This is a genomic window from Aestuariivirga sp., assembly GCF_047602625.1.
Taxonomy (GTDB): Bacteria; Pseudomonadota; Alphaproteobacteria; order Rhizobiales; family Aestuariivirgaceae; genus Aestuariivirga.
In genome coordinates this window covers 1,530,533-1,556,132 of record NZ_JASGGV010000002.1, presented here as the reverse complement: position 1 = coordinate 1,556,132, position 25,600 = coordinate 1,530,533, and the positions used below count along the sequence as shown (strand labels likewise).

The following is a 25,600-nucleotide window of genomic DNA, read 5'->3' as shown; positions in this document are numbered from 1 at the left end:
TGATGAACGGAATGTAAACGGTTGAAAAATTTCACCGAATTATAGGTATGCAAAAATTGCATTTCTCATTTTGTTGCAGCGCACCTAGATTGTGCGGTGCAAAAGCAACCAAAGACCCGTCAATCCAAAGGGGAATGACAATGTTGAACTCTCTGAAGTCCCGTTACAGCCGCTGGCAGCGTTATGCCCGCACCGTCGCCGAACTCGATGGCCTGAGCAATCGCGATCTGGCCGATCTCGGCATCAACCGTGTGGATATTCCGCGCCTCGCCCGCCAGGCCGTTCAGGGATGATCCTGTTCTCCGGCCTTGCTGAGCTGATCGAGCGCGGCCGCCGGATGCGGGCCTATACAAAAGCCCGCAACGAAGCCGAGGCGATGACGGACGCGGATCTCGCGGACGCCGGCCTCAAGCGCTGGCAGCTGGGTCATGTGACCCGCGTCAGGGTGCTGCGCTAAGCCCGCATCACCGTCAGTCGAATTCACGAAACCCGGCGGCAAAACCGCCGGGTTCGTTATTTTCAAGCCTTATTTCGGCTCCTTGTGGCCGCCGAATTCAAACCGCATGGCGGAGAGGAGTTTCTCGGCGAAGGTATGATCGCGGCGCGAGCGGAACCTCGTGAACACCGCCGCCGACAAAACTTCCGCCGGCACCGCCTGTTCGATCGCCGCCTCCACCGTCCAGCGGCCTTCGCCGGAATCCGCAACCTCGCCCGAGAAGGCGTCGAGCTTTGGGTCCTTCGCCAGCGCGATGGCCTGCAGGTCCAGCAGCCAGGAGGAGATCACGCTGCCGCGCCGCCACACCTCGGCCAGATCGCCGATGTTGAAGCTGTAGCGCTGGCCTTCGGGAATCGCCGGGTCGTCGCGCGTCTGGAGAATGTTGAAGCCTTCGGCATAGGCCTGCATCAGGCCGTATTCGATGCCGTTGTGCACCATCTTGGCGAAGTGACCGGAGCCAACCGGCCCGCAATGCATATAGCCATTGGCGACACGCGGATCGCTTTTCTCGCGGCCCGGCGTTTCGGGGATCGTGCCCTTGCCCGGCGCCAGCGTGGCGAAGATTGGATCAAGATGGTCGACGGCCCATTTGTCGCCGCCGATCATCATGCAATAGCCGCGCTCCAGCCCCCACACGCCGCCCGACGTTCCGACATCGAGGAAGCTGATGCCATGGCCCTTCAGCATCTCGCCATGCGCCACGTCATTCTTGAAGAAGCTGTTGCCGCCGTCGATCAGGATGTCGCCTTTGGAGAGAAGGCCAGACATGGTGGCGATGGCGTCGTCGGTGATCTTGCCGGAGGGAAGCATCAGCCATACGGCGCGCGGCGGCTTCAGCGCCTTCACCAGCGCCTCGACGGAGGCAACACCCTTGCCGCCATCGGCTTCCACGGCGGCGATGGCCTTGGGATCGCGGTCATACACCACGCAGGAATGGCCGCCCTGCATGAGGCGGCGCGCGATGTTGGCGCCCATGCGCCCCAGTCCGATGATGCCGATTTCCATGATGTCTTCCTGCTCCTGCGGTTGTGCTGCCGGTTGGTGCCGCATCATGCGCGAAAACCACTGTCATCCAGAAGCGAAATCCGCCATGCGATCACAGTTGCGTGGGCCAATGCCCTGTGTTACGCACGCCCGCGCGGCGGGGCGGGGGCTCCGGAAGCGCAATACCAGACCTTTGCTTGAACCGGTGCGAAAGAGAACCCGTGGCAACCACAGACCAGACAGTTTCAGGCGTAACCGGCCGCTATGCGCAGGCCCTTTTCGATCTCGCAGGCGAGGAAAATGGCGTTGAGCGCATCGGCGCTGAACTCGCCAGCCTGAAGCAGGCTCTCCTCGACTCTCCCGAACTTTCGCGCATGGTGCGCTCGCCCACCTTCAAGGTGGCCGACCAGACGGCGGCGCTCGACGCCATCGCCGCCAAGGCCAAGATCGCCGGCACCACGCTGAATTTCCTCCGCCTCATCGCCAGGAACCGCAGGCTGTCGCAGCTCTCCGGCATGATCTCCGCCTTCGAGACGCTGGCCGCCACCGCCAAGGGCGAGATGACGGCCGATGTCGTTTCGGCGGAAAAGCTCTCCGCCCAGCAGATCAAGGACCTCAAGGCCGCGCTCAAGGACACCACCGGCCGTGACGTGACGCTGAATGCCTCGGTCGACAAGTCGCTGCTCGGCGGCCTCGTCGTCCGCATGGGCTCGCGCATGATGGACAATTCACTCAAGACGAAACTCGCAAATCTCAAGATCGCCATGAAGGGAACCGCCTGATGGACATTCGCGCCGCTGAAATTTCGGCCATTCTGAAAAAGCAGATCAAGGACTTCGGCAAGGACGCCGAAGTTTCGGAAATCGGCCAGGTGCTGTCGGTCGGCGACGGCATCGCCCGTGTCTACGGCCTTGACAATGTGCAGGCCGGCGAGATGGTGGAATTCCCGGGCGGCATCCGCGGCATGGCGCTGAACCTCGAAACCGACAATGTCGGCATTGTGATCTTCGGCTCCGACCGCGACATCAAGGAAGGCGACACCGTCAAGCGCACCGGCGCCATCGTCGAAGTGCCGGTGGGCAAGGAATTGCTCGGCCGTGTGGTCGATCCGCTCGGCAACCCCATCGACGGCAAGGGGCCCATCAAGGCCAAGCAGCGCCAGCGCGTGGACGTGAAGGCGCCCGGCATCATTCCGCGAAAGTCCGTGCATGAGCCGATGTCGACCGGCCTCAAGGCTGTCGACGCGCTGATCCCCATCGGCCGCGGCCAGCGCGAACTCGTCATCGGCGACCGCCAGACCGGCAAGACTGCCATCATCCTCGACACCATCCTCAATCAGAAGCCCATTCATCTGGCCGGCCCCGAGAAGGACAAGCTCTACTGCGTCTATGTGGCCTGCGGCCAGAAGCGCTCGACGGTGGCGCAGTTCGTGAAGACGCTGGAAGACAATGGCGCGCTGGAATATTCGATCGTCGTCGCTGCCACGGCATCCGACCCCGCACCGCTCCAGTATCTGGCGCCCTTCACCGGCTGCACGATGGGCGAATATTTCCGCGACAACGGCATGCATGCGCTGATCGGCTATGACGATCTTTCCAAGCAGGCCGTGGCCTACCGCCAGATGTCGCTGCTGCTGCGCCGCCCGCCGGGCCGCGAAGCCTATCCGGGCGACGTGTTCTACCTGCACAGCCGCCTGCTCGAACGCGCCGCCAAGCTTAACGATACGATGGGCGCGGGCTCGCTCACCGCGCTTCCCGTCATCGAGACGCAGGCCAACGACGTGTCGGCCTATATCCCCACCAACGTCATCTCGATCACCGACGGCCAGATCTTCCTTGAAACCGATCTGTTCTACCAGGGCATCCGCCCGGCGGTGAACGTCGGCCTCTCGGTGTCGCGCGTCGGTTCTTCGGCGCAGACCAAGGCGATGAAGCAGGTGGCCGGCAAGATCAAGGGCGAGCTCGCGCAGTACCGCGAAATGGCGGCATTCGCGCAGTTCGGCTCCGACCTCGACGCCGCCACGCAGCGCCTCTTGAACCGCGGCGCGCGCCTCACCGAACTGCTCAAGCAGCCGCAGTTCTCGCCGCTCAAGACGGAAGAGCAGGTGGTGGTGATTTATGCCGGCGTGAACGGCTATCTCGACGCGCTGCCGGTCTCGAAGGTGCGCGCCTTCGAGGATGGCCTGCTGCGCAACGTGCGCGACAAGCATGCCGATATTCTGGATGCCATCCGCACAGAGAAGGCGATCTCCGACACCACCATGCCCAAGCTCAAGGCGGCGGTTGACGCCTTCGCGAAGAGCTTCGCGTAACATGGCCTCACTCAAGGACCTCCGCAACCGGATCGCCTCGGTCAAGGCGACGCGCAAGATCACCAAGGCCATGCAGATGGTGGCGGCGGCGAAGCTGCGCCGCGCCCAGGAAGCGGCGGTAGCGGCGCGTCCCTATTCCGAGCGCATGGCGAGCGTGCTCGCCAATCTCTCCGGCGCCATGCACGGGCAGGCGGGTGCACCCCGCCTTCTCGCCGGCACGGGTGACGACAATGACCACCTGCTGATCGTCTGCACCGCCGAGCGCGGCCTGTGCGGCGGCTTCAACTCCTCGATCGCCAAGCTGGCGCGCGAACATGCCGACCGGCTGATCGCCCAGGGCAAGACCGTCAAGATCATGACGGTGGGCAAGAAGGGCAATGACGCGCTGAAGCGCCTCTATGGCAAATATATCGTGGAGGCCATCGACTTCCGCGGCCAGAAGAATGTGACGTTCGCCGATGCGCAGAAGGTGGCGCAGCGGGTGCTCGACATGTTCGCCGACATGCAATTCGACGTGGCGACGCTGTTCTTCGCCGAATTCAAGTCGGTGATCTCGCAGAAGCCCACGGCGCTGCAGATCATCCCGGCGGCGGTTGAAGACGCGAAGCCCGCCGAGCTTGGCGGCGCTGTCTATGAGGCCGAGCCCGAGGAAACAGAAATCCTCGCCGATCTCATGCCGCGCAACATCGCGGTGCAGATCTTCCGGGCGCTGCTCGAAAACGCCGCCTCCGAACAGGGCGCGCGCATGAGCGCCATGGACAACGCCACGCGCAACGCCGGTGAAATGATCAACAAGCTGTCGATCAAGTACAACCGGCAGCGGCAGGCGCAGATCACCAAGGAACTCATCGAAATCATTTCGGGCGCCGAGGCGCTCTAAACGAACGGCAAGGGATCAGAACTCATGGCAAAGAAAGCAGCTTCCAGCGCGGTTGGCCGCATCACGCAGGTGACGGGCGCCGTCGTCGACGTCGCCTTCGATGGCGGCCTGCCGGAAATTCTCAACGCGCTCGAGACCGACAATGGCGGCAACCGCCTCGTCCTCGAAGTGGCGCAGCATCTGGGCGAGAACACCGTGCGCACCATCGCCATGGACTCGACCGAAGGCCTGGTGCGCGGCCAGCCGGTCACCAATACGGGTTCGCCCATCATGGTGCCGGTGGGCGATGAAACGCTGGGCCGCATCATGAATGTCATCGGCCAGCCGGTGGACGAAGCGGGCCCCATCAAGGGCGCGGCGATGCGCGCCATCCACCAGCCCGCCCCCGATTTCGTCGAGCAGTCGACGGAAGCGGAAATCCTCGTGACGGGCATCAAGGTCGTCGACCTTCTGGCGCCTTACGCCAAGGGCGGCAAGATCGGCCTGTTCGGCGGCGCCGGCGTGGGCAAGACCGTGCTCATCATGGAACTCATCAACAACATCGCCAAGACGCATGGCGGCTACTCGGTGTTCGCGGGCGTCGGCGAGCGTACCCGCGAAGGCAACGACCTCTATCACGAGATGATCGAGTCGGGCGTGAACAAGGACCCGAAGGAGGGCAGCATCGCCGGCTCCAAGGCGGCCCTCGTCTACGGCCAGATGAACGAGCCGCCGGGTGCGCGCATGCGCGTGGCGCTGTCGGGCCTCACGGTTGCCGAGCATTTCCGCGACCAGGGCCAGGACGTTCTGTTCTTCGTCGACAACATCTTCCGCTTCACGCAGGCCGGTTCCGAAGTGTCGGCGCTCCTGGGCCGCATTCCCTCCGCCGTGGGCTATCAACCGACGCTCGCCACCGACATGGGCGCGCTGCAGGAACGCATCACCACCACCACCAAGGGCTCGATCACCTCGGTGCAGGCCATCTACGTGCCCGCCGACGACCTTACTGACCCGGCCCCCGCCACCTCCTTCGCGCATCTTGACGCCACCACCACGCTGTCGCGCTCGATTGCCGAAAAGGGCATCTATCCGGCGGTGGACCCGCTCGACTCGACGTCGCGCATGATGGACCCGCGCATCGTCGGCGAAGAGCACTATAGCGTCGCCCGCCAGGTGCAGCAGATCCTCCAGCGCTACAAGGCGCTGCAGGACATCATCGCCATTCTGGGCATGGACGAGCTTTCGGAAGAGGACAAGATGACGGTGGCGCGCGCCCGCAAGATCGAGCGCTTCATGTCGCAGCCGTTTGACGTGGCCGCCGTGTTCACCGGCTCGTCGGGCGTGCAGGTCAAGCTTGAAGACACCATCAAGGGCTTCAAGGGCCTCTGCAACGGCGACTATGACCATCTGCCGGAACCCGCCTTCTACATGGTGGGCACCATCGAGCAGGCGATCGAGAAGGCGCAGCGCCTCGCCGCCGAGGCGGCGTAACGATGGCCGGCCTTCACTTTGAACTGGTGAGCCCGGTGAGGCTTCTGTTCTCGGGCGATGTCGACCAGGTGATCATACCCGGCACGGAAGGCGAGATGACCATTCTCGCCAGCCACGCACCGGTGCTGTCGACGCTGAAGCCCGGCGTCGTCACGGTGCAGGCGCAGGGCCAGGCGGACCAGCGCATCTTCGTGCGCGGCGGCTTTGCCGAAGTGAACCCGGCGGGCCTCACGGTTCTGGCCGAAGTGGCGATCCCGATGAGCGAGCTTGATGCCGGAGCGCTTGCCGCGCAGATCAAGAACGCCGAGGACGACGTCGCCGACGCGCGCTCCGATGAATCGCGTCGCAAGGCTGCCGAGAACGTGGCGCATCTGAAGGAACTCCAGGCGGCGCTCTGAGATCATCCGCCTGCGGAATAAAAGCCCGCCCGTCACACGGCGGGCTTTTTATTGACTCTTCAAGCACGGCTGACGGCGAATTGACTTCGCCTTTTCTTCTTCCTACCATGCGCCGATGACGGCGGAACACACTCCCGAAACCTATCCCTATCCCCCGCGCAATCCGTGGGGGCTGGTTGCCATCGCCCTCCTGCTGGGACCGGCATCTCTCATGTTGTGGCTGGGGCGCTGGCGGCTCGCGCTGGTCTATCTGCTGGCCGAGTTCGCGTGGTTCGCCGCCTACATCTTCGCTTTGCTCAAGGGAATTGATCCAGTTCTTTTGCTTGGCGTTGCCGGGGCCGAATGGATTTTCATCGGCGCGGCGTGGCTTCCCAAGATTATCGGCCTCTTGCATGGGCTGCAAATCCGCACCACCGCTGTGCAGCGCCCCTGGTATTCGCGGTGGTATGTGGCTTTTCCCGCCGCTTTCCTAGCCGCGTTGCTTGTTGCGTTCTTTATCCGCACGTTCCTGTTTCAACCCTTCAACATCCCCTCGGCCAGCAATGAACCAAGCCTCATGGTTGGCGACTATGTGCTGGTCTCGAAGCGCGCCTATGGGCCGGGGCATCCACCGCAGCGTGGGGACATTGCGGTATTCCGGCATCCCCACGATCCGAAGATCGACTACGTGAAGCGCGTGATCGGCCTGCCCGGTGACCGCATCAAGATGATCGGCGGCGTTCTGAATATCAATGGCGTGCCGGTGAAGATGGAGCCGGTCACGCTGCCTGACGTGTTCAAGACCGAGAGCACCGAAACATTCTTCCGCGAGACGTTGCCCGGCGGGCCATCCTATGCCATCGCCAATCTGACGGACGAGGGCGGGGCTGACAACACGCCGGAATTTCTCGTACCTCCCGGGCAATATTTCGTGATGGGCGACAACCGCGATAACTCACAGGACAGCCGCTACATGGAACTGGGCATGATCCCGGAAGAAAACTTCATCGGCCCTGTCGTGCTGCTGTGGTGGAACAGCGAGGGTGTGCCGCTCACCGGGCGCGAGGGTGAACTCCGAAAATAAAAAACCCACGGAAATCGCTTTCCGTGGGCCTTTGTTCAATCTTGCAGGGGCTTAACCCTCGGCGCGCGAACCCTTGGCGGAGACCTGCTGCATCCATGAGGGCTTGCCGCCGTTGCTGCGCTTCGGCGCGCCCGAACCGCCATTGGGGCGGTTGTTGCCGCCGCCGTGATTGCGGTTGCCGCCCTCAGCCTTCGGGCCACCCTTGAAGCCGGGCTGGCCGCGGTGCGGGCGCTTCTGGCCCTGCGGCTTGCCCGAGGGCTTGCCGCCCTTGCCGCCCATGGGATTCCAGCCATGGTTGGGGGCGAGCTGCGGCACGTTCTTCATGGCCAGCTCATGCTCCATCACCGGCACCGCCTGACGGATGGTGCGTTCGATGTCACGCAGCAGCGGGCGCTCTTCCGGCGTGCAGAAGGCGATGGCCGTGCCTTCCGCCCCGGCGCGCGCCGTGCGGCCAATGCGATGCACGTAGCTTTCCGGCACGAAGGGCAAGTCGTAGTTCACCACATGGCTCACCGCATCCACGTCGATGCCGCGCGCCGCAATGTCGGTGGCGACGAGAGCGAGGATCTTGCCGTTCTTGAAACCGGCCAGTGCGCGCTCGCGGTTGTTCTGGCTCTTGTTGCCGTGGATGGCGGCGGCGGAGAAGCCGGCGTTGGAGAGGTGCTTCATCACCTTGTCGGCGCCGTGCTTGGTGCGCGTGAAGATCAGGGTGCGCGTCATGTTGTTGTTCTTGAGCAGTTCGCTCAGGAGTTTCGCCTTGTTGGCAGGTTCGACATGGATGACGCTCTGGTTCACGCGCTCGGCCGTGGTGGCAACCGGGGCCACTTCAACACGCACGGGATCGGTGAGAAGGCCAGCGGCCAAGCCTGCGATCTCCTTCGGCATGGTGGCCGAGAAGAACAGGTTCTGGCGCTCCTTCGGCAGCATGCCGGTGATCTTGCGGATGGCGTGGATGAATCCGAGATCGAGCATCTGGTCCACTTCATCGAGCACGAAAATCTCGACATTGGCCAACGTCACGGCGCGGCGTTCGATCAAATCCACCAGGCGGCCCGGCGTGGCGACCAGCACGTCAATGCCGCCGCGCAGGATGTCGATCTGCTTGCCCAGCGATACGCCGCCAAACACCACGGCGCGCGAAATCTTCAGGTTGCGGCCATAGGCCTTGAAGCTGTCGCCGATCTGGGCGGCCAGCTCGCGGGTGGGAGACAGGATGAGGGCGCGGCAGGTGCCCTTGGCGGCCCGCTTTCCGTCGGCGCTCAGGCGCTGCAGGATGGGCAGCGCGAAGGCCGCCGTCTTGCCGGTGCCGGTCTGGGCGATGCCCAAGAGGTCGCGGCCCGCCAGAAGCTCGGGGATGGCGCGGGCCTGGATGGGAGTGGGGGCTTCATAGCCTTCCGAGGCCAGTGCCTTGAGAAGGGGGTCGATGAGATTCAGTTCAGCAAAAGTCGTCACTATAGTCTTTCATTTCGGAACAATGGGAGCAGCGCAAGCCTGTCCGAAGCGGCCACGCGCGATGATTCGCACGCTGGCCTGGGCTCAAGCGCTGAAACCTTCCCACGTGACAGGAATGTTCGGGATTTCGCGGCTGGCCGGACGGGCTGCACCTTGCGTGCGCCTCACGTCGTCAATGGATGACCGGCCGCGATGTGCGCCATATGGGCGTGTTGCGGTGCAATGTCAACTGGCTGCCGTGACAAGGCCCGGCAAATCCGCCATCTCCGCGAAGATGGCGCGCGCACCCGCCGCCTTCAGCTTCATGCCGTGTTCCTCTGGATGCGCCCAGGTGCCGGTGAAGCCCAGCACCGTGCATCCGGCGCGCACTGCCGCCGTCACGCCGGTCACGCTGTCTTCCACGACAAGGCACTCCTGCGGCGCGACACTCATGCGCCGTGCCGTTTCGATGAACACGTCCGGCGCGGGTTTGCCGTGTTTCACATCCTCAAAGGAGACGATGCGGCTGCCGAAGAAAGGTTCAAGCCCGGTGATCGCCAGCGCCACGCGCACGCGCTCCGCCGGGCTGTTGGAGGCGCAACTGTAAGGGGCGCGGTTGATGGCTGTCAGCGCCTCATGTACGCCCGGCACGGCGCGCAGTTGGGTGGCATAGAGGTCAAGCAGGCGGCGGTCCTTCTCCGCCGAGGCGGACGTGGGAAAGCGCGTGCCGGTTTCGGCCTCGACCTCGGCAATCATGGCGGCAAAGGTCTTGCCCACAAATCGGCGGTGCGCTTCGGCCACGCTCATCGCAACGCCATGCTCGGCGAGGATCGCCACATCGAGCTGCATCGACAGCGCCTCGCTGTCGACGAGCACGCCGTCGCAATCGAAAATGATATGTTTAAACATCACGCGCCCAGATGACGGAAGTCGCGGATCACTTTTTTATACACCTCGCGCTTGAAGGGCACGATGATATCGAGAATGTCATCCATCTTCGCCCAGCGCCACTGGTCGAACTCCTGCTTGTGGCCGGGCGGCGCAAGGTTGATCTCGCTGTCGTCGCCGGTGAATTGCAGCGCGAACCATTTCTGCGTCTGGCCGCGGTACTTGCCGTTCCAGCTCTTGCCGATCAAATGGGCGGGAAGATCGTAATTGTACCAGCGCGGCGCTTCGGCGATGACATGGGCGGAGGTCACGGCGGTTTCCTCGGCGAGTTCGCGCAGCACGGCATCTTGCGGATTTTCGCCCTTGTCGATGCCGCCCTGCGGCATCTGCCACCAGTGCCCCTTGCCCTCGTCATTCTGCTTGTCGAAACGGCGACCGATCCACACGAGGCCCTGCGCGTTCAGCAGCATCACGCCCACGCAGGGGCGGTATTGGGTAATCGCGTCCGGTTTCGCCATCAGCTCATGCGGCCCCTGTAAACCGCGCTGATCGGCACCAGCACGATGCCCTTGCTTTGCAATTGCTTGGCCCAGTCCGCCACCGCATCGATGGTCACGTCGAGGCCCGCGCCCGTGCCGACCGCAATGCCGTTCTGCTTGGCCGCCGCTTCAAGCTCTCCCAGCCTGGCGGTGATGGCGGCGGGATCGGGATCGGCGTCGATGACAAGTTGCGCCTTGGCAAATTTCACGCCCGTCGCCTTGGCGGTGACGAGAGCCGTGCTGACGGCGGAGCCCTGGTCTTCCAGGAACAGGAGACCGCGCGCATTCAGCTCCTGCATGACGGGCTGCAGGCTTTTCGCGTCAGCGAGGAAGCGGGTGCCCATGTAGTTCACGACGCCGGTGTAACCGGCGAAACGGCTCATGTTCCAGCGCAGTGCCTTCAGATTGTCAGCGTCACCCGAAGCCGTCACCAGCGTGTTGGGGCCGGGGTTGTTGCCGGGATAACCCACCGGCTCCATCGGAAGCTGCAACATCACTTCATGGCCCTGGGCACGGGCCCTGTTCACCTGCGTCTGGAGATCGTCGCCATAGGGCGCGAAGCCGAAGGTGATGTCGGCAGGGAGATCATTGGTCGCCTGCGTGGTGAGCTTGGCATTGAGGCCCATGCCGCCCAGCATGATGGCGATCTTGGGCTGGTCGATCGATGTGTAAGCAATCGGCACTGTTTGCGCATAGACGTCTGATGGCCGTTTGCCGCCAGCGCCGATGCGCGGCAGGGGGCCATCGGCGGATTTCTCACTGACGCTGGCGATCGGCGCGGCCTTCAGGGGGCGCTTGCCCACTACGATGATGCTGCTCGCCTCTTGATAGGAAGAAGGATCAATGGCCGGAACCGTTTCGGTGACAGCCGCATCATCAGGCTGAGACGTATCGCCCGTTGCCGTATCATCGGCATCCGCCGTGTCCGGCGCGGGCGTCGTGGATGCCGTTTCCTTCACCACCTCAACCGGCGGTATGATCATGCTGACAACCGGTTCCCCGGCCATCGGATAGGGCAGGCGCGACAGCCAAATGCCGCCAGATACAAAACCCGCCACCGCAAGACCGCTGGCCAGCGCCAACGCGCCGGGGCGCTTTGCCCACAGCCGTTCCTTCAGGCTGCGTTTCCTCAGGGGCTGGCGCAATTCATCGCGGGCCATGACGCTTCAATCCTCATGATTCGACTTCCGCACACATTGGGCGGGCAAGCGTTAATGCGCTGTTAACCATGCAAAACAGAAAGGCCGGGCTTTTGACCCGGCCTTTCCGTCAAATCTTGCGCCTGTCAGTTCGGCGTCGGCGTGGCAACGGCGCTGCCGCCGTTCGCGCCATTGGTGGTGTCCACCGGCTTTACATTGGTGACGACCTTGACGCCGTGCAGGAAGTCGATGGCGGCCTTGAGCTGCACATCCTTCGACTTGTCGTCGGGCACATAGGCCGAGGAGCCGCCGCCTTCATTGCCGCCCGCTTCGTTGGCGAGGTGGCCCTTGAGGCCCGCCTCGCCTTCGGTCGAGACGTTCTTGCCCTGAAGTTCGGGCGGCAGCGGTTCTTCGATCACGATATCGGCGTCAATGCCCTTGGCCTGGATGGAGCGGCCGGACGGCGTGTAATAACGCGCCGTGGTGAGGCGCAGAGCGCCTTGTCCCGGCATCGGGATGATGGTCTGCACCGAGCCCTTGCCGAAGCTCCGCGTGCCAATCAGCGTGGCACGCTTCTGGTCCTGCAACGCGCCAGCGACGATTTCGGACGCCGAGGCCGAGCCGCCGTTGATCAGCACCACCACCGGCTTGCCGTGGCCCATGTCGCCCTTCTGCGCCGTGAAGCGCTGGGTTTCATCGGCATGGCGGCCGCGCGTCGAAACGATCTCGCCCTTGTCGAGGAAGGTATCGGATACCGAGATCGCCTGATCGAGCAGGCCGCCCGGATCGTTGCGGAGGTCGATGATATAGCCCTTCACCTTGTCGCCAAGCTGCTTGTCGAAGTCGGCCATCGCCTTGTCGAGGCCGTCCTGCGTCTGCTGCGAGAAGGAGGAAATGCGGATATAGCCGATGTCGCCGCTTTCGACATTGTACTTCACCGACTGCACCTTGATGCGGTCGCGCACCAGCTTCTGGTCGAAGGGATCGGCATTGCCGCGCTGGATGGTGAGGGTGATGGGCGCGCCCACGGCGCCGCGCATCTTGTCCACGGCATCGTTGAGGTTCATGCCCTGCACCTGCGCGCCGTCGATCTTGACGATCAGGTCATTGGCCTGCAGGCCAGCCTTGGCGGCGGGCGAACCATCAATTGGGGAAACGACCTTCACCAAGCCGTTCTCCATGGTGACCTCGATGCCGAGGCCGCCGAACTCGCCATTGGTCTGAACGCTCATGTCCTCATACTGCTTGGCGTTCATGTAGGAGGAGTGCGGGTCGAGCGAGGCCAGCATGCCGTTGATGGCGGCCTCGATCATGTCCTGCTCGTTGGGCTGTTCCACATAGTCCGAACGCACGCGGTCGAACACATCGCCGAACAGGTTCAGCGCCTTGTAGGTGTCGGCATTGGAGGCGGCATCGGCGGTGCCGAAGGCATGCCAGAGCACGCTGGCCGAAACGGCGCCTGCCAGAACCAGTCCAATGCTGCGATACTGTGACTTCACTTTCATCCTCGTGCCTCTTTCATGCCGCCGATCCACCATGGACCCGAATCGATAGCGTCGCTGTTGTTACGGAACTCTATATACAGGACAGGTCTCTTGTCCTGCATGACATCACCCAAAAGTGTGACCGAAGAGGGGCCGGATCCCATGTGGCCGACAGGTTCGCCCGCCCGCAGGAATTCGCCCGTCACCGCCGTCACATTATCGAGCCCGGCCAGCAGGATATGATATCCGCCCCCCGGATTCAGAATTAAAACCTGTCCATAGGACCGGAACGGCCCGGCAAACTCCACATGGCCGTCAGCCGGGGCCGTGACCTCGGCTCCGGTGCGGGTGGCGATGGCCAGGCCATGCAGCGTGCCCCCCAGCCCGTCATCGTCGCCGAAGCGGCGCAGGATGGCCCCCTGCGCGGGAAAGGCCAGCTTACCATGGGCATCGGCAAAGGCCAGGCGCGGCTGCTGAAGGGCGGCTTCTCGGGCTTTCTTCGCGGCATCGGCGGCGGCAAGGCGGGCGGCTTCTTCCGCCTGCGCCTTCTTGCGGGCGGCGTCGAGGCTGGCCATTAGCTGCTGCATGCTCTTGGCCCGGCTGGCGAGGTCGGCGGCGCGTTTCTGCTCATCCGCCAGTTGGGCGTTGCCGGAAGCGACAAGCTGTTTCTTGGCGAGGATCAAATCCTGCAGGTCGCGGCTGTCGGATTCAAGCGCGGCGATTTCCTGGGTGATGGCGGTCTTGCGCGTCTGGATGGAGGTTTTCAGATCTTCCAGCCGCTGCAGGTCGGCCACCAGCCTGTCGGCTTCGCCCCTCAGTTCCGGCACGATGGTGCCGAACATCATGGCACCGCGCAGCGCCGAGAGCACGTCATTGGGGTCGACCACAAGTGCGGGCGGCGGGTTCTGCTCCAGCCGCTGCAAGCCGGCCAGAAGCTCGGACAGCACATCCTGCTTTTCCGCCAGCCTCGCCATGATCACCACCTGCTCCTTGTGGAGCTTGAGGAGATCGGCCTCGCTGCCGGTGATCGAGGCTTCCGCCGCCTGCACTTTGGCCGAGATGGCGATGAGCTTGCTGGAAATTTCTTCCTGCGCCGCCTGCGCGGCGGCGACATCGGCGGCCAGTTTCTGCTGGTTGGCACGCGACTGGTCGAGCTGCTCTTCCACCTTCGACAGGTCACCCGTCACGTCCGCGTCCTGGGCCAGGGCGGCGGAGGCGAACAGCAGCGCCAATGCGGCAGCGGCAAACGCGGGCGGGCGGCAGTGAAGCATTGAAACCAGTGTTATCGGCGGTGAGTGGTGGAATTGCGGCCCGATTCCGGGTGAGGGATCATTAACCACAATTGTCACCGGGGCGTTAACGGCCCTATCTTGCGGCCCGGGGGGCGCCATGCTGATTTCACTGCTGCTCGGTATCGGATTTATTGCCGGAACGATCCTGCTCATGCTGGGCGTTTATTGGGTTACGCGGCGCGCGGCAGGCGAAAGCCACGACAGCCACACGCGCGACCTCGCAGGCTCGGTGATGACCCGCGTCGCTACCTTGCACGGACTGATCCTGGCGCTGGTCTTCGCGCAGGAAATGGTGGGCTATGTGCAGGTGCGGAGCATCAGCATCAATGAGGCCGATGCGGTCGCTGATGTCTATTATGACGCGGGCCGTTATGGCGGCAATTCCGCCAAAACGATTCAGGACGCGCTCTATTCCTATGCGTCGCTTGCGGTCAGCCCGGAATGGCAGCAACTGGGCGCCACCGGAGATCTGTCGCAGGAGGCGTGGAATGCGTGGGACAAGGCCTATGATCAGGTGCTCGATCTCGCGCCCGCGTCCCCGCGCGAGGCGAGCCTCCGCGATCACATGCTGCAGCAGATCCACCAGATATCCACGGCTCGCGTGGCGCGCGGCAATCAGGATGACGAATCTATCAGCGGCCTGTTCTGGCTCGCGGCCATCGCCGGGGTGGTGTTCATCGCCATCGCCTACCACTCCTATCCGCCCACGAGGCACAATCTTGCCTTCATCGCCATCCTCGGCGCCTATACCGGCATCATCCTGTTCTTCATCTATGCCTTCTCCAACCCGTTCAGCGAACCCGGCGCGCTGAAGCCACACGCCTTTGAAAAGCTGCTGCTGGAGCTCAGCCAGTCCCGCTCCGGCTGATGCAAACGTCTTGCCGCGCGGGGCGAGTTGACTGATGGTGTGGCTGTGATTCGCTTATGGGTTGCCGCGTGAAAGTTCTGGCACAGGCCGCCGTCCTGATGCTTGTGGCGCTCGCCTCGGCGCAAGCGGTGCAGGCGCAATCCTGCAGCTTCGATTTCACCGACATCAATTTCGGCACCGTCACGCCGCCGCTGGGCACCGCCTTTGATTCCACCGGCACCTTCACCGCCACCTGCACCGGCACGCGCAACAGGGTGGTGCGGGTGTGTCCCAACATCGGCTCGGGCACCGGCAACAACAATGCATCGGCCAGCGAGCGCTACATGCTCAACGGCGCGACGCAGATGAAATATAATTTCTATCAGGATGCCGCGCGCATCACGGTGTGGGGATCGTTTGTCTGGCCCTATGCGCCCACCGCGCCGACCATCGACATCACCATCGGCACGTCCGGTTCAGGCACGGCCAGCGCCACTGTCTATGCGCGTGTGTTTCCCGGTCAGCCGGCGTTGCCGCCCGGCACCTATCAGTCGAATTTCAGCGGCAATCACACGCTGGTGGCCTTCCAGTACCGCAACACGGTGGCGCAAAGCTGCGATACCATCAATACCACCAATGGCGTCACCACGCCATTTCTGGCCAGCGCGGTGGTCGCGCCCTCATGCTCCATCTCCGCCACAGTGCTCGATTTCGGCCAGGCCTCATCGACGGGCGTGGCGATCGACGGCAGCAACACAATTTCCGTCACCTGCACCTCCGGCACGCCCTATACCATCGCGCTCAATGGCGGGCTTGCCAATGCCACCAATCCGGCGCAGCGCCGCATGACGGCCACCGGCACCACCGATTACGTGCAGTATGGCATCTACCGCGACGCGGCGCGCAGCCTCGCTTGGGGCAGCGCATCCGGCACCACGGTGTCCGGCACCGGCACCGGTTCGGCGCAGAGCTTCACCGGCTATGGGCGCACCACCGCGCAGGCCACGCCTGTGCCGCGCGATTATTCCGATACGGTGGTGGCGACCGTCACCTACTGAGCGCGGCAAGGGCGCATTTACAGGCAGGCCACCGGCCCTGCCGCCGCCTGCCCGTCCGCCGATGGCGTATATTGAAATTGCGCCGTGCAGTCGCCGGTGGAGAGATGCACGGTGATGCTGTTGTGGCCTTCCGCGCCGGTGACATAGACCTCGCCGTCATAGCCCACGACAAAGCTGTCGCCCTGGTTGTTGAGCAGCGCTTCCGATCCGGCGGGGATTGCCTTCCCGTCGGGCCCTGTGAGCGTGACGATCACGCCCGCCATGTCGGTCTTGACGCCGAAATCGACGACGACGCCCGCGCCGTCTCCCGGCACCACGATCTGTTCGGTGGAGCTTGCCTCGGCGTCGAGCGGAAGATCATTCACGTCGATGGCGATCCTGTTTTTCTGGAAGGAGCGCAGGCCGGGCAGCAGCAGCTTGCCGTCACCGCGGGTTTTCCCGGCGTAGCGGTTCTCGTAGCTCACTCCCACGCCCGGGGTCCGCGTATCAACCACCGCGAAGGAATCCATGATCGTGTCGCTGGCAAAGACGCTGTCGTCGGCCACCACGAAGGCGCCGGAGAAGCTGGCGTTGCCCGACACCTGTTTTCCGCCCTGATAGATCGAACCATCGGCCACGCCCACGCTGGTGCGGTAGGATGCCCCGGCGGTGGTCGATTGCGCATCACCCTGCTGGCGGTTCACGCGCCAGCCGTAGTCGCCCGCGTCCACGCCCAGCGGGCGATAGGCATCGGCGGTGGCGTAGATGCTGTGATTGGTGACCGACATGCCGCCCGACATCATCGTCCTGGCGCCCAGCGGCCAGGACACGCCCACATAGCCGCCGAAATCATGGTCATCCTGGGTGTCGTAATAGGCGGAGGCGAAAAGCGTTGGCCCGAAGTCGAAGGTCTTGGTGGCGCTGCCGCTGATGAGATAGGAGACCTTTCCATCGCCATCCTCCTGGTGGATGAAGCTCAGGCCAAGGCCGGTGTTGTAATCGGGAAGGCTGTAGCCGATCGACACCTGGTCCAGCGCCTTCGGCACATCGCTGTAAAAGGGAAGATCGGGATCGGGCGCGCGGGTGGCGGCGGCAATATCCCAATAGGTGCCGAGCGTGCGCGATGTCGACGCGTTGAGCGCCAGGCGGCCATATTGGGCACTCCACGACGCATACATGAGCAGGCCCTTGTCGCCGTCATGGGCGCTGGCCGATACCGCACCGCTGAACAGCCCGAACTCTCGCGCGCTCGCCACCGCGCCCACGCCCGCGTTCACGAGATCGAACATCGCCTCCCCATGGGCCTCGCCCGTCACGGCATCGGTCACGCCATAGCGGGCGCTGCCGGAAAAGGCGGGATTGCGGTCATAGTCGAACGACTCCGTTCCATAGTTGCGGCGCGCGAGACCCAGATCGGCGGAATAGTCGAGCAGCCCTTTGGCAAGCAGTTCCGGCGAGGTGAAGAAATCGGCCTCCGTCGCCACCTGCCGTCCCGAGGCATCGGTCAGCACCATGCGCGCCGTGCCGGAATTGGTGAACACCGGCAGGTTGTCGATGCTGAAGGGACCGGGCTGGACGTCGGCGGAATAGGTGCGGATATTGTCCTGATAGACTTCGAGCGTCGAGGGCACGGCGGCGGAGCCCGAGAGATGCGGCAGCGGCATGGTGATGAGGTCTGGCCTCAGCCCGAAGTTCCGTTCGATCTGCCCGCCGCCCATGCGTACCGGCCTTGTCCAGCGCAGGCCGCCGCTGATGATGTCGCCCAGCCGGTAGGAGAGCATGCGCTGCTGGTCGGAATAGGCCCAGGTCGTGTCAAGCCTGAGCGCCTTCACGTCATCGAAGGCGGTGGTGCCGAGCAGGCCCGACTGCCTGAGCGTGCCGAAGCGCGAGAAGGCTCTCGCATCCAGCGTCACGTTGGCGCCGCTGAAATCCGCATCCTCGCCGGGAATATCGTAATTGCCGGCGCCGAAGGCGGTGTAGTTCACCAGGAGGCCAGTGCCCGGCGATGCCCTGGCAAAATCATCCGCAAACGGATTGTTTCCCAGTGATTTGGCGATGCGCGAGGAATTGGGAAGCTCAAGCGCGATCGATTGCGTGTCGGGATCGTAGACATAGGAGAGGCCGGGGATGGTGTTGAGCTGGATGATGTCGCCGGGCGGGCCATCCGGCACCGCCACGCCAAGCTCCTTCAGCTCGCTGCGCGGTGAGGCCATATGGCCATCCGGCATCTGCCGGAACGCGGCGATGAGATTGGACGGATAGCCGTTGATCCTGACGTCGAGCTGCAGGTCGGTTCCCTCTGCGCCCGCCGAATCGGCCCGTGCCGGCTGAATGGCCAGCAGCAGGACGATCAGCAGGCAGACAAGGACCTTACTTTGCAGCAGCCAGTTTGGCCGTCGCCTTGATTGGTCCATTGTCTCCCTCGGCGCTCACGGAAACTGTGGTGCCAGGTGAAAATTTCGCGGTATTCTTGATGGTCCAGATTTTGTCGGCGCCCTGCAGCACATAGCCCGCGAGCCCTGAGCTCAGCGTGATGGTCTTGCCGCCATTGTCGATATGCAGGTTGGCGAGGCGGACGTGGCGGCCGCCGCTGTTGGCGGCCTTGAGCGTGATCTGGCTGCCCGCGGCTGACGCGCTCCAGGCGAGCGCGGGCGGAGAGGCGGCAGCGCCGGTAAAGAAGACGGGAAGCGAGTAACGCAGCGAAATGCCGACGCCGACGTTCGATTCCGTGGCGTTCTTCGGCAGTTCATCCACCACGAGGCGATAGGCCTCTTCCTGCGGCACCAGCGATTTCACCAGCCGCACGATGCGCACGACATTTTTCGCGCCGGGCGCGAGCTTCAGGAAGGGCGGGCTGGCCACCACTTCCTTGGTCGGGGTCAGCACATCCTGCCCGTTCACTTGGGTCCATTTATAGACCCGGATCTGCGAGGTGATGGCATCCGTGCCGGAATTTTCAAGCGTGAGGGATGAGGTCGCTCCCGGCGCCGCCACCTGGATGCTGACGGGGGAGACCGACAGCGAGGAGGCGCGAGCCATGGCCGGCGTCAAGCCAATCACGGCAGCAAACAGGAGAACGGCGGTCCGGGAACGCATCATCTTAGCCTCAAGCCTCAGAACACGACGTAGACGGTACGGCTGTCCGAGTAGTTGCCCGGCGACGGCGTGTTCTGCGCGTCCACGGTGCCCTTCATCGTGAAGGTCTGGTCGGCGCCCGAGCCCACGCCGGTGGGCGTGGTGGTGAAGGCGATCTTGTAGGTGATCGATTCGAGCAGCTTGCTCATGCTGCCGGAATAGGTCGTGGTCGCCAGCAGCGGATCGGTGACGTTGGAGAGCGACAGCGAATAGGCCGTCGTCTTGGTGCAGCGCACCGTCACCGTCGAGTTGGCGGTTTCCGTGCCGGCGATAATCGTCGTATCCGGGAAGTTGATGTCGCCGGCCGAAATATTGCAGCCCGCGACGATCTTGATCTTCGAGGAAAAGTTGGCGCCGACGTTGGCGGCCATGGCGGGGCCCGCCATGGCAAGAACGGCAGCCGCAGCCGCCGGGAGAATATACTTACGCATGGGATTACCTTTGTTTGTGTTGCCGTTGGTCGAGCCGCCACCCGCAGCACGCATCATCTGCATGTGCTTTTGATTGCTCCACGTAATGTAGCTAAGTGATTCAAATTTAAATCGAAGTGCAGAAACATTCTTAAACCTGCAATAAGCAGGCGTCCGATTCTGAATCACATTCCAAAATCATTGAATCGATTCAAATATTTGAATCGCTCGCCCGGAATGGCCAGGCCGCGGCGGCTTACCAACTAAATTTCACAACTGCACATAAAACGCTGCGTCAGGCGCGGTGATACGGATGATTCACCATGATGGTCAGGGCGCGGTAGATCTGCTCGTACAGCATCACGCGGGCCAGCCGGTGCGGCCATGTCATGGCGCCGAGCGAGAGGAGAAGGTCCGCGCTGTCACGCGTCGCCTGCGCATGGCCGTCCGGCCCGCCGATCAGGAAGGCAACATCCGGCGTGCCGTTTTCAAGGTGACGGCGGAGCATGGTGGCAAAGGCCGGACTGGTGAGAGTCTGCCCGCGCTCGTCGAGCACGATGGTGAATGTCTGGGGCTTCAGCGCCTGCATGAAGAAGCGCGCCTCGTCTTCCATGCGCGCCAAGGGCGTGGACTGTTGCGATTCCGCCTGGTCGGAAACCGTGAAGCGGGTGATCCCTGCCTTGCGGCCCAGCGCCTCGGCGCGCTCGCGGTAGGTGTCGGCAAGAGTTCTTTTCCGGCCCCGCCTTCAGCCTGCCGATGGCGAGAACGGAAAGGCGCACGGCGTCAGACGGCCAGGCGTTCCTGCGGCGCGTGTTCCGACCACAGCTTCTCGAGATTGTAGAAACCGCGCACTTCGGGCCGGAAGACATGGACGATCACGTCGCCCGCATCAAGGACGATCCAGTCGCACTGCGGCATGCCGTCAACGCGGAGATTGGTATAGCCCTGCGCCTTCAGCTTCTCGATGAGCTGGTCGGCGATGGCGCCGACATGGCGGTTCGAGCGGCCCGAGGCCACCACCATGTCATCGGCGATGGCGCCCTTGCCATTGAGGCTGATGGTGACGATCTCCTCCGCCTTGGCGTCGTCAAGCTGCGCCAGCACGGCGGCCAGAAGGCCGGGTTTCACCTGCTTTTTGGGTTTTACGGCCTTGCGCGGCTTTGGCGCGGCTGGCCTGGCGGACCTGGCCGGAGCGGCGTTGGCCTTGGCTGCCGGTTTTTTGGCAGGCTTCTTCGCCGGTTTGGCCGCGGATTTTGCCTTCGCCGCGCTCTTACGCGCAGCGGTTTTCTTCGCTGGAGCTTTCAGGGGTGTGATCCTTTTGTAGCACGCAGATCTTCATGCAGACTGCTGGTCATGTCCCAATGGCTGACGGCCCAAAATACGGGGTTTGGCCCCCTCATTCAAGAGGCAGCGGATGAAGATGCGATGACGGCTTTCCGCCCCTTCCGGATGGCGGTCGAACTCTCGGGGCGGAGCGGCATGGGAATGAAGCACCAGGCGGGGGGCGGCGTTGTCACCAGCCGGGGTGCTAGATGCACGGGAATCTGGAACTGGTCGAGCCGTGTCGCGGCAGGGCCGCCCAAGGCACGCAGCGAATAGCCGGGCCTCGCCAAAATTGCCATCGGCAGGCGTTCGGCAATCTCCACCCAATTGTGCCAGTGGTGGAAGCTCGCAAAACTGTCCGCGCCCATGATCCACACGAAATGGCCGCGCCGCAAAACCGGCTCCAGTTTCCTCAGCGTCTCCGCCGTGGTGCGCGTTCCCAATTGCTGTTCGATGTCGGTCACGACAAAGCGGGGATGGCAGGCGACGGCGCGGGTGGCCGCCATGCGGGTGGCGTAAGCGCCGGTCTCTCGCGCGTCCTTCAGTGGATTCTGCGGCGAGACCAGCCACCACACCCAGTCGAGCTTCAGCGTCTTCAGGGCATAGAGCGCCACCATGTAATGGCCGCGGTGGGCGGGGTTGAAGGAGCCGCCGAACAGGCCGATCCGCTGCCCGTCGCCGAAGGCGGGAGGATGGATCATCATTTCTTCCTTCTCCCCTTGCGGGAGAAGGTCCGGCGAGGCCGGGGATGAGGGGGTGGTGGCCGCCGGAGCGACCCCTCATCCGTCGCTTCGCGCCACCTTCTCCCGCAGGGGGAGAAGGGTGAAGAGGCATTTCTCACGGCCGCACCTGCCCGGTGCCGCGGATCTGGTATTTGAAGGTGGTGAGCTGTTCGAGGCCGACAGGCCCCCGCGCATGCAGCTTGCCGGTGGCAATGCCGATCTCGGCGCCGAAGCCGAATTCGCCGCCATCGGCGAATTGCGTCGAGGCATTGTGCAGCACGATGGCGCTGTCCACCTCGCGGAGGAATTTCTCCGCCGTTGCTTCATCCGCCGTCACGATCGAGTCGGTGTGCTGCGAGCCGTAACGGGCGATATGGGCAACGGCACCATCCACGCCATCCACCACGCCCAGCGTCACGATGGCGTCGAGATATTCGGTGGACCAGTCTTCCTCCGCGGCCGGCGTCACGCGAGGGTCCGCCTCTTGTGCCACCCTATCGCCGCGCACCGCGCAGCCGGCATCGATCAGTGTACGGATGATGGGCTTCAGGAATCCGGGCGCGGCGCGGTCGATCAGGATGGTTTCCGCCGCCCCGCAAATGCCGGTGCGGCGCATCTTGGCATTGAGGACGATTTTTTCGGCCATCTGAAGGTCGGCGGCCTTGTCGACATAGACATGGCAGATGCCTTCGAGATGGCTGAACACCGGCACGCGCGCATCATTCTGCACCCGCGCGACGAGGCTTTTTCCTCCGCGCGGCACGATCAGATCAATCGTGCCGTTCAAGCCTTCGAGCATCAACCCCACGCTGGCGCGGTCCGAATCGGGCACCATCTGGATCGCCGTCTCGGGCAGGCCCGCCTCCCGCAGGCCCTGCTGCAGGCAGGCGACAATCGCGGCAGAGGTGCGGAAGCCGTCGGAGCCGCCGCGCAAGATCGCCGCATTGCCGGATTTCATGCACAGCGCGCCCGCATCCGCCGTCACATTGGGGCGGCTTTCATAGATGATGCCGATGACGCCGATGGGAACCCGCAGGCGCGAGATGGCCATGCCATTGGGCCTCGTCCATTCGGTCATTATCTCGCCCACGGGGTCGGGCAGGGCGGCGATGTCTTCCAGCCCCTTGGCCATCGCCTCGATGCGGGCAGGGGTGAGCGTCAGGCGGTCGATGAAGCTGTCTTTCAGGTCTTTCGATGCTGCGGCGCTGATGTCCTTGACGTTTTCTTCGCCAATGTGCGCCGCACGGCCACGGATCGCCGCCGCCATGGCCTTGAGCGCATGGTTCTTCTGGTCTGCCGGGGCGAGTGCCAGCGCCTTCGCGGCCTTGCGCGCCTCAGCGCCCAAGGCCAGCATGGCATCGCGGTTGCCGGTGGTCATGTTCATGCCCGTTCCCCGCCCATCAGCACCATGTCGTCGCGGTGCACAAGTTCATCGCGCCCCCGGAAGCCCAGCACCTTTTCGATCTCCGCCGTCTTGAGGCCGGCGATCTTCAGCGCATCGCCCGCGTCATAGGTCACGAGGCCACGGGCGATTTCGCGGCCCTTGGCCGTCATGATGCTCACCGTGTCGCCGCGCGCGAAAGCCCCTTCAATGCGCCGCACACCGGCGGGCAGAAGGCTTTTGCCGCGCGACAATGCTTCCACAGCGCCTTCATCAACGACGAGATGGCCAATGGGTTGCAGCGTCCCGGCGATCCAGCGTTTCCTTGATTGGAGCGCCGAGGCATTGGCGAGAAACCATGTGCAGCGCCCGCCATCCAGCACGCGCTTGAGCGGATGCATCTCATGGCCAGACGCAATCACCATGTTGCAGCCCGCCCCGAGCGCGATCTTGCCTGCCTCGATCTTGGTGATCATGCCGCCCGAGCCCACACCCGAGACGGGCTTTCCCGCCATGGCCTCGATCTCCGGCGTGATGTCCTTCACCTCGGGCAGGAATTCCGCGCCCTTCTTTCCCGGAGGGGCCGTATAAAGCCCGTCGATGTCGGAGAGCAGCACAAGGCAATCGGCGGAGATCATCGAGGCGACGCGCGCCGCCAGCCGGTCATTGTCTCCGTAGCGGATTTCCGATGTCGCCACCGTGTCATTCTCGTTGATGACCGGCACCGCCCCCTGCGCCAGAAGCGTTGACAGCGTGGCGCGGGCATTGAGGTGCCGGCGGCGTTCCTCGGTGTCGGTCAGCGTCACCAGCACCTGCGCCGCCACAATGTTCCGTGTGCGGAGGGTTTCCGCCCAGGCCTGCGCCAGGGTGATTTGCCCCACGGCGGCGGCGGCCTGGCTCTGCTCCAGCTTCAGCTTTCCCTTGGCCAATCCCAAGGTGCGCCGCCCCAGTGCGATGGCGCCCGAGGAGACGACCACCACTTCGGTGCCGCGCACCCGCGCATCGGCAATGTCATCCACCAAAGACGCCAGCCATGAGGCCTTGATGGCCCCCGTCTTCTGATCGACGAGCAGCGCCGAGCCGATCTTGACGACGATGCGGCGGGCCTTGGCGAGCCTTGAAATCACGGCCGCCACTCCCCGCTCGACATGCCGGGCTCGTCGGCGGGCCTGCCCTTGCGGCGCGCCGTCTCGATCACCGTCAGCAACTGCTTCATCGCGTCATCGACGCCCGCCTGCGTGGCGCCCGACAGCAAGAGCGGCGTCTTCCGCGCCCGGCGCTTGAAGTCCTTCAGCTTGGCATCGATTTCATCCGTGGGCAGAAGATCGATCTTGTTGAAGGCGATGATCTCGGGCTTCTCCGCCAGGGCCGGGCTATAGGCTTTGAGTTCCTTGCGGATGATGCGGTAGTCCTTCACCGGGTCGGCGGAGGTCACGTCGATCAGGTGCAACAGCACGGCGCAGCGTTCGACGTGGCCTAAGAAGCGCGTGCCAAGCCCATGGCCTTCATGCGCGCCTTCGATGAGGCCGGGAATATCGGCCAGCACGAAGCTCGATCCCGCCGCCCGCACCACGCCCAGTTGCGGATGAAGGGTGGTGAAGGGATAGTCGGCAATCTTGGGCTTGGCTGCCGAGACCGCCGCCAGCATCGTCGATTTCCCGGCATTGGGAAGCCCGACGAGTCCTGCATCGGCGATGAGCTTGAGCCTCAGCCAGATCCAGCGTTCCTCCGCGTCCTGCCCCGGATTGGCATGGCGCGGCGCGCGGTTGGTGGCGGATTTGAAATAGGCATTGCCGAAGCCGCCATTGCCGCCTTTCGCCACGCGCACGCGGTCGCCCGCCTTGGCCAGATCGGCAATCAGCGTCTCGTTGTCGTCCTCGAAAATCTGCGTGCCCGCCGGCACTTTCAGGATCACGTCGGGCGTATTGGCGCCGGCGCGCTGGCGGCCCATGCCGTGGCCGCCGGTCGTGGCCTTGAAATGCTGCTGGTAGCGATAGTCGATCAGCGTGTTGAGGCCGTCCACCGCCTCCACCCACACATCACCGCCCTTGCCGCCGTCGCCGCCGTCGGGCCCGCCCATCTCGATGAATTTTTCACGGTGGAACGAGACGGCACCGGCACCACCGGCGCCCGAGCGCACATAAACCTTGGCCTGGTCGAGAAATTTCATGATGCGCTCTCTCTAACCTCTTGCGTTGCCCATGCGCAACAGGCGAGGGGCTGCCTTTCCCTGCAACAATATCCTCTCATTGAGAACACATTTGGCCTGTTTACCGCCAGTCCTCACGCGATGACCGGCGCCCGCGTGAAGTTGAAATTGCGCCTCACGCCCGATGGGCGGCGCATTGTCCGTGTCAAGAAGGGGATATA

Annotated in this window: 26 protein-coding genes; 10 read left to right on the top strand and 16 right to left on the bottom strand. The window is 63.7% G+C overall.

Annotation, left to right across the window (positions count from 1 at the left end):
• Positions 1–140 precede the first annotated feature (140 nt).
• Both QM694_RS12625 and QM694_RS12620 read left to right on the top strand, forming a co-directional pair.
• Positions 141–293 carry a DUF1127 domain-containing protein gene (locus QM694_RS12625; RefSeq protein WP_415007284.1) on the top strand — a complete coding sequence of 51 codons (153 nt, stop codon included), beginning with the start codon at positions 141–143 and terminating at the stop codon, positions 291–293.
• Positions 290–457, top strand: a complete 168-nt coding sequence (locus QM694_RS12620; RefSeq protein WP_415007283.1) for a hypothetical protein — start codon at positions 290–292, stop codon at positions 455–457. The genes QM694_RS12625 and QM694_RS12620 overlap by 4 nt, the downstream gene beginning before the upstream one ends.
• Before the next feature lie 69 nt (positions 458–526).
• Here the strand turns inward: QM694_RS12620 and gnd are convergent, their stop codons facing one another.
• On the bottom strand, positions 527–1,549 hold the full coding sequence (gene gnd / locus QM694_RS12615) for a phosphogluconate dehydrogenase (NAD(+)-dependent, decarboxylating) (protein WP_415007282.1): 1,023 nt from the start codon (positions 1,547–1,549) through the stop codon (positions 527–529).
• 152 nt (positions 1,550–1,701) lie between these two features.
• Here gnd and QM694_RS12610 point away from each other — a divergent pair, with 152 nt between their 5' ends.
• From QM694_RS12610 to lepB, 6 genes are all read left to right on the top strand, one after another.
• Positions 1,702–2,262 carry a F0F1 ATP synthase subunit delta gene (locus tag QM694_RS12610; protein ID WP_415007281.1) on the top strand — a complete coding sequence of 187 codons (561 nt, stop codon included), beginning with the start codon at positions 1,702–1,704 and terminating at the stop codon, positions 2,260–2,262.
• Positions 2,262–3,791, top strand: coding sequence for a F0F1 ATP synthase subunit alpha (atpA, locus tag QM694_RS12605; RefSeq protein WP_415007280.1), 1,530 nt, complete (start codon positions 2,262–2,264; stop codon positions 3,789–3,791). Before QM694_RS12610 ends, atpA begins: the two co-directional genes overlap by 1 nt.
• A gap of 1 nt (position 3,792) precedes the next feature.
• Entirely contained in the window at positions 3,793–4,671 is an 879-nt protein-coding gene (locus QM694_RS12600) for a F0F1 ATP synthase subunit gamma (RefSeq protein ID WP_415007279.1), read from the top strand.
• A gap of 24 nt (positions 4,672–4,695) precedes the next feature.
• Positions 4,696–6,141 carry a F0F1 ATP synthase subunit beta gene (gene atpD / locus QM694_RS12595; protein WP_415007278.1) on the top strand — a complete coding sequence of 482 codons (1,446 nt, stop codon included), beginning with the start codon at positions 4,696–4,698 and terminating at the stop codon, positions 6,139–6,141.
• A 2-nt stretch (positions 6,142–6,143) separates the two neighbouring features.
• Positions 6,144–6,539, top strand: a complete 396-nt coding sequence (locus QM694_RS12590) for a F0F1 ATP synthase subunit epsilon (protein ID WP_415007277.1) — start codon at positions 6,144–6,146, stop codon at positions 6,537–6,539.
• Between the two features lie 115 nt (positions 6,540–6,654).
• Complete coding sequence (lepB, locus tag QM694_RS12585; RefSeq protein WP_415007276.1) at positions 6,655–7,602, top strand: signal peptidase I; 948 nt, start codon at positions 6,655–6,657, stop codon at positions 7,600–7,602.
• Positions 7,603–7,653: 51 nt separating this feature from the next.
• Here the strand turns inward: lepB and QM694_RS12580 are convergent, their stop codons facing one another.
• The 6 genes from QM694_RS12580 to QM694_RS12555 form a co-directional block, all read right to left on the bottom strand.
• The gene (locus tag QM694_RS12580) at positions 7,654–9,054 is read right to left on the bottom strand and encodes a DEAD/DEAH box helicase (RefSeq protein WP_415007275.1); all 1,401 of its coding nucleotides are present in this window, start codon (positions 9,052–9,054) and stop codon (positions 7,654–7,656) included.
• A 225-nt stretch (positions 9,055–9,279) separates the two neighbouring features.
• Complete coding sequence (locus QM694_RS12575; RefSeq protein WP_415007274.1) at positions 9,280–9,942, bottom strand: HAD family hydrolase; 663 nt, start codon at positions 9,940–9,942, stop codon at positions 9,280–9,282.
• A complete protein-coding gene (locus QM694_RS12570; RefSeq protein ID WP_415007273.1) occupies positions 9,942–10,439 on the bottom strand; it encodes an RNA pyrophosphohydrolase in 498 nt (165 codons plus the stop codon). Before QM694_RS12570 ends, QM694_RS12575 begins: the two co-directional genes overlap by 1 nt.
• Positions 10,439–11,620 carry a divergent polysaccharide deacetylase family protein gene (locus tag QM694_RS12565; protein WP_415007272.1) on the bottom strand — a complete coding sequence of 394 codons (1,182 nt, stop codon included), beginning with the start codon at positions 11,618–11,620 and terminating at the stop codon, positions 10,439–10,441. Before QM694_RS12565 ends, QM694_RS12570 begins: the two co-directional genes overlap by 1 nt.
• Before the next feature lie 125 nt (positions 11,621–11,745).
• On the bottom strand, positions 11,746–13,104 hold the full coding sequence (locus QM694_RS12560; RefSeq protein WP_415007271.1) for a S41 family peptidase: 1,359 nt from the start codon (positions 13,102–13,104) through the stop codon (positions 11,746–11,748).
• A complete protein-coding gene (locus tag QM694_RS12555; protein ID WP_415007270.1) occupies positions 13,101–14,354 on the bottom strand; it encodes a murein hydrolase activator EnvC family protein in 1,254 nt (417 codons plus the stop codon). Before QM694_RS12555 ends, QM694_RS12560 begins: the two co-directional genes overlap by 4 nt.
• Before the next feature lie 118 nt (positions 14,355–14,472).
• On the opposite strand from QM694_RS12555, the gene QM694_RS12550 reads away from it, so the two are divergent.
• Both QM694_RS12550 and QM694_RS12545 read left to right on the top strand, forming a co-directional pair.
• Positions 14,473–15,243, top strand: coding sequence for a hypothetical protein (locus QM694_RS12550; protein ID WP_415007269.1), 771 nt, complete (start codon positions 14,473–14,475; stop codon positions 15,241–15,243).
• A 68-nt stretch (positions 15,244–15,311) separates the two neighbouring features.
• Positions 15,312–16,280 (top strand): spore coat U domain-containing protein, encoded by a 969-nt coding sequence (locus QM694_RS12545; RefSeq protein ID WP_415007268.1) that lies wholly within the window; start codon positions 15,312–15,314, stop codon positions 16,278–16,280.
• 17 nt (positions 16,281–16,297) lie between these two features.
• On the opposite strand, the gene QM694_RS12540 is transcribed toward QM694_RS12545, so the two are convergent.
• The 9 genes from QM694_RS12540 to obgE all read right to left on the bottom strand — a co-directional run bounded on the left by QM694_RS12540 (position 16,298) and on the right by obgE (position 25,400).
• Positions 16,298–18,673, bottom strand: coding sequence for a fimbria/pilus outer membrane usher protein (locus tag QM694_RS12540; protein WP_415007267.1), 2,376 nt, complete (start codon positions 18,671–18,673; stop codon positions 16,298–16,300).
• A complete protein-coding gene (locus QM694_RS12535; protein ID WP_415007266.1) occupies positions 18,630–19,358 on the bottom strand; it encodes a molecular chaperone in 729 nt (242 codons plus the stop codon). The genes QM694_RS12540 and QM694_RS12535 overlap by 44 nt, the downstream gene beginning before the upstream one ends.
• A 14-nt stretch (positions 19,359–19,372) precedes the next feature.
• Positions 19,373–19,825: a spore coat protein U domain-containing protein gene (locus QM694_RS12530; RefSeq protein WP_415007265.1), complete on the bottom strand. Its 453-nt coding sequence runs from the start codon at positions 19,823–19,825 to the stop codon at positions 19,373–19,375.
• A 274-nt stretch (positions 19,826–20,099) separates the two neighbouring features.
• Entirely contained in the window at positions 20,100–20,477 is a 378-nt protein-coding gene (locus QM694_RS12525) for a 23S rRNA (pseudouridine(1915)-N(3))-methyltransferase RlmH (protein ID WP_415008625.1), read from the bottom strand.
• A gap of 110 nt (positions 20,478–20,587) precedes the next feature.
• Complete coding sequence (rsfS, locus tag QM694_RS12520) at positions 20,588–20,932, bottom strand: ribosome silencing factor (RefSeq protein WP_415007264.1); 345 nt, start codon at positions 20,930–20,932, stop codon at positions 20,588–20,590.
• A gap of 272 nt (positions 20,933–21,204) precedes the next feature.
• On the bottom strand, positions 21,205–21,831 hold the full coding sequence (locus QM694_RS12515) for a nicotinate-nucleotide adenylyltransferase (protein ID WP_415007263.1): 627 nt from the start codon (positions 21,829–21,831) through the stop codon (positions 21,205–21,207).
• 133 nt (positions 21,832–21,964) lie between these two features.
• On the bottom strand, positions 21,965–23,233 hold the full coding sequence (locus QM694_RS12510; RefSeq protein WP_415007262.1) for a glutamate-5-semialdehyde dehydrogenase: 1,269 nt from the start codon (positions 23,231–23,233) through the stop codon (positions 21,965–21,967).
• Positions 23,230–24,357, bottom strand: a complete 1,128-nt coding sequence (proB, locus tag QM694_RS12505) for a glutamate 5-kinase (RefSeq protein ID WP_415007261.1) — start codon at positions 24,355–24,357, stop codon at positions 23,230–23,232. Before proB ends, QM694_RS12510 begins: the two co-directional genes overlap by 4 nt.
• A complete protein-coding gene (obgE, locus tag QM694_RS12500; protein ID WP_415007260.1) occupies positions 24,354–25,400 on the bottom strand; it encodes a GTPase ObgE in 1,047 nt (348 codons plus the stop codon). The genes proB and obgE overlap by 4 nt, the downstream gene beginning before the upstream one ends.
• Positions 25,401–25,600: the final 200 nt, after the last annotated feature.

What these genes read in the sequence shown, in the direction of transcription:
- QM694_RS12535 (WP_415007266.1), bottom strand. Translation starts at nt 19,358, where the DNA reads ATGATGCGTTCCCGGACCGCCGTTCTCCTGTTTGCTGCCGTGATTGGC.
- QM694_RS12510 (WP_415007262.1), bottom strand. Translation starts at nt 23,233, where the DNA reads ATGAACATGACCACCGGCAACCGCGATGCCATGCTGGCCTTGGGCGCT.
- QM694_RS12530 (WP_415007265.1), bottom strand. Translation starts at nt 19,825, where the DNA reads ATGCGTAAGTATATTCTCCCGGCGGCTGCGGCTGCCGTTCTTGCCATG.
- QM694_RS12575 (WP_415007274.1), bottom strand. Translation starts at nt 9,942, where the DNA reads ATGTTTAAACATATCATTTTCGATTGCGACGGCGTGCTCGTCGACAGC.
- QM694_RS12590 (WP_415007277.1), top strand. Translation starts at nt 6,144, where the DNA reads ATGGCCGGCCTTCACTTTGAACTGGTGAGCCCGGTGAGGCTTCTGTTC.
- QM694_RS12625 (WP_415007284.1), top strand. Translation starts at nt 141, where the DNA reads ATGTTGAACTCTCTGAAGTCCCGTTACAGCCGCTGGCAGCGTTATGCC.
- QM694_RS12540 (WP_415007267.1), bottom strand. Translation starts at nt 18,673, where the DNA reads ATGGACCAATCAAGGCGACGGCCAAACTGGCTGCTGCAAAGTAAGGTC.
- QM694_RS12550 (WP_415007269.1), top strand. Translation starts at nt 14,473, where the DNA reads ATGCTGATTTCACTGCTGCTCGGTATCGGATTTATTGCCGGAACGATC.
- atpD (WP_415007278.1), top strand. Translation starts at nt 4,696, where the DNA reads ATGGCAAAGAAAGCAGCTTCCAGCGCGGTTGGCCGCATCACGCAGGTG.
- QM694_RS12555 (WP_415007270.1), bottom strand. Translation starts at nt 14,354, where the DNA reads ATGCTTCACTGCCGCCCGCCCGCGTTTGCCGCTGCCGCATTGGCGCTG.
- QM694_RS12620 (WP_415007283.1), top strand. Translation starts at nt 290, where the DNA reads ATGATCCTGTTCTCCGGCCTTGCTGAGCTGATCGAGCGCGGCCGCCGG.
- atpA (WP_415007280.1), top strand. Translation starts at nt 2,262, where the DNA reads ATGGACATTCGCGCCGCTGAAATTTCGGCCATTCTGAAAAAGCAGATC.
- gnd (WP_415007282.1), bottom strand. Translation starts at nt 1,549, where the DNA reads ATGATGCGGCACCAACCGGCAGCACAACCGCAGGAGCAGGAAGACATC.
- lepB (WP_415007276.1), top strand. Translation starts at nt 6,655, where the DNA reads ATGACGGCGGAACACACTCCCGAAACCTATCCCTATCCCCCGCGCAAT.
- QM694_RS12515 (WP_415007263.1), bottom strand. Translation starts at nt 21,831, where the DNA reads ATGATGATCCATCCTCCCGCCTTCGGCGACGGGCAGCGGATCGGCCTG.
- QM694_RS12570 (WP_415007273.1), bottom strand. Translation starts at nt 10,439, where the DNA reads ATGGCGAAACCGGACGCGATTACCCAATACCGCCCCTGCGTGGGCGTG.
- QM694_RS12560 (WP_415007271.1), bottom strand. Translation starts at nt 13,104, where the DNA reads ATGAAAGTGAAGTCACAGTATCGCAGCATTGGACTGGTTCTGGCAGGC.
- QM694_RS12600 (WP_415007279.1), top strand. Translation starts at nt 3,793, where the DNA reads ATGGCCTCACTCAAGGACCTCCGCAACCGGATCGCCTCGGTCAAGGCG.
- QM694_RS12565 (WP_415007272.1), bottom strand. Translation starts at nt 11,620, where the DNA reads ATGGCCCGCGATGAATTGCGCCAGCCCCTGAGGAAACGCAGCCTGAAG.
- obgE (WP_415007260.1), bottom strand. Translation starts at nt 25,400, where the DNA reads ATGAAATTTCTCGACCAGGCCAAGGTTTATGTGCGCTCGGGCGCCGGT.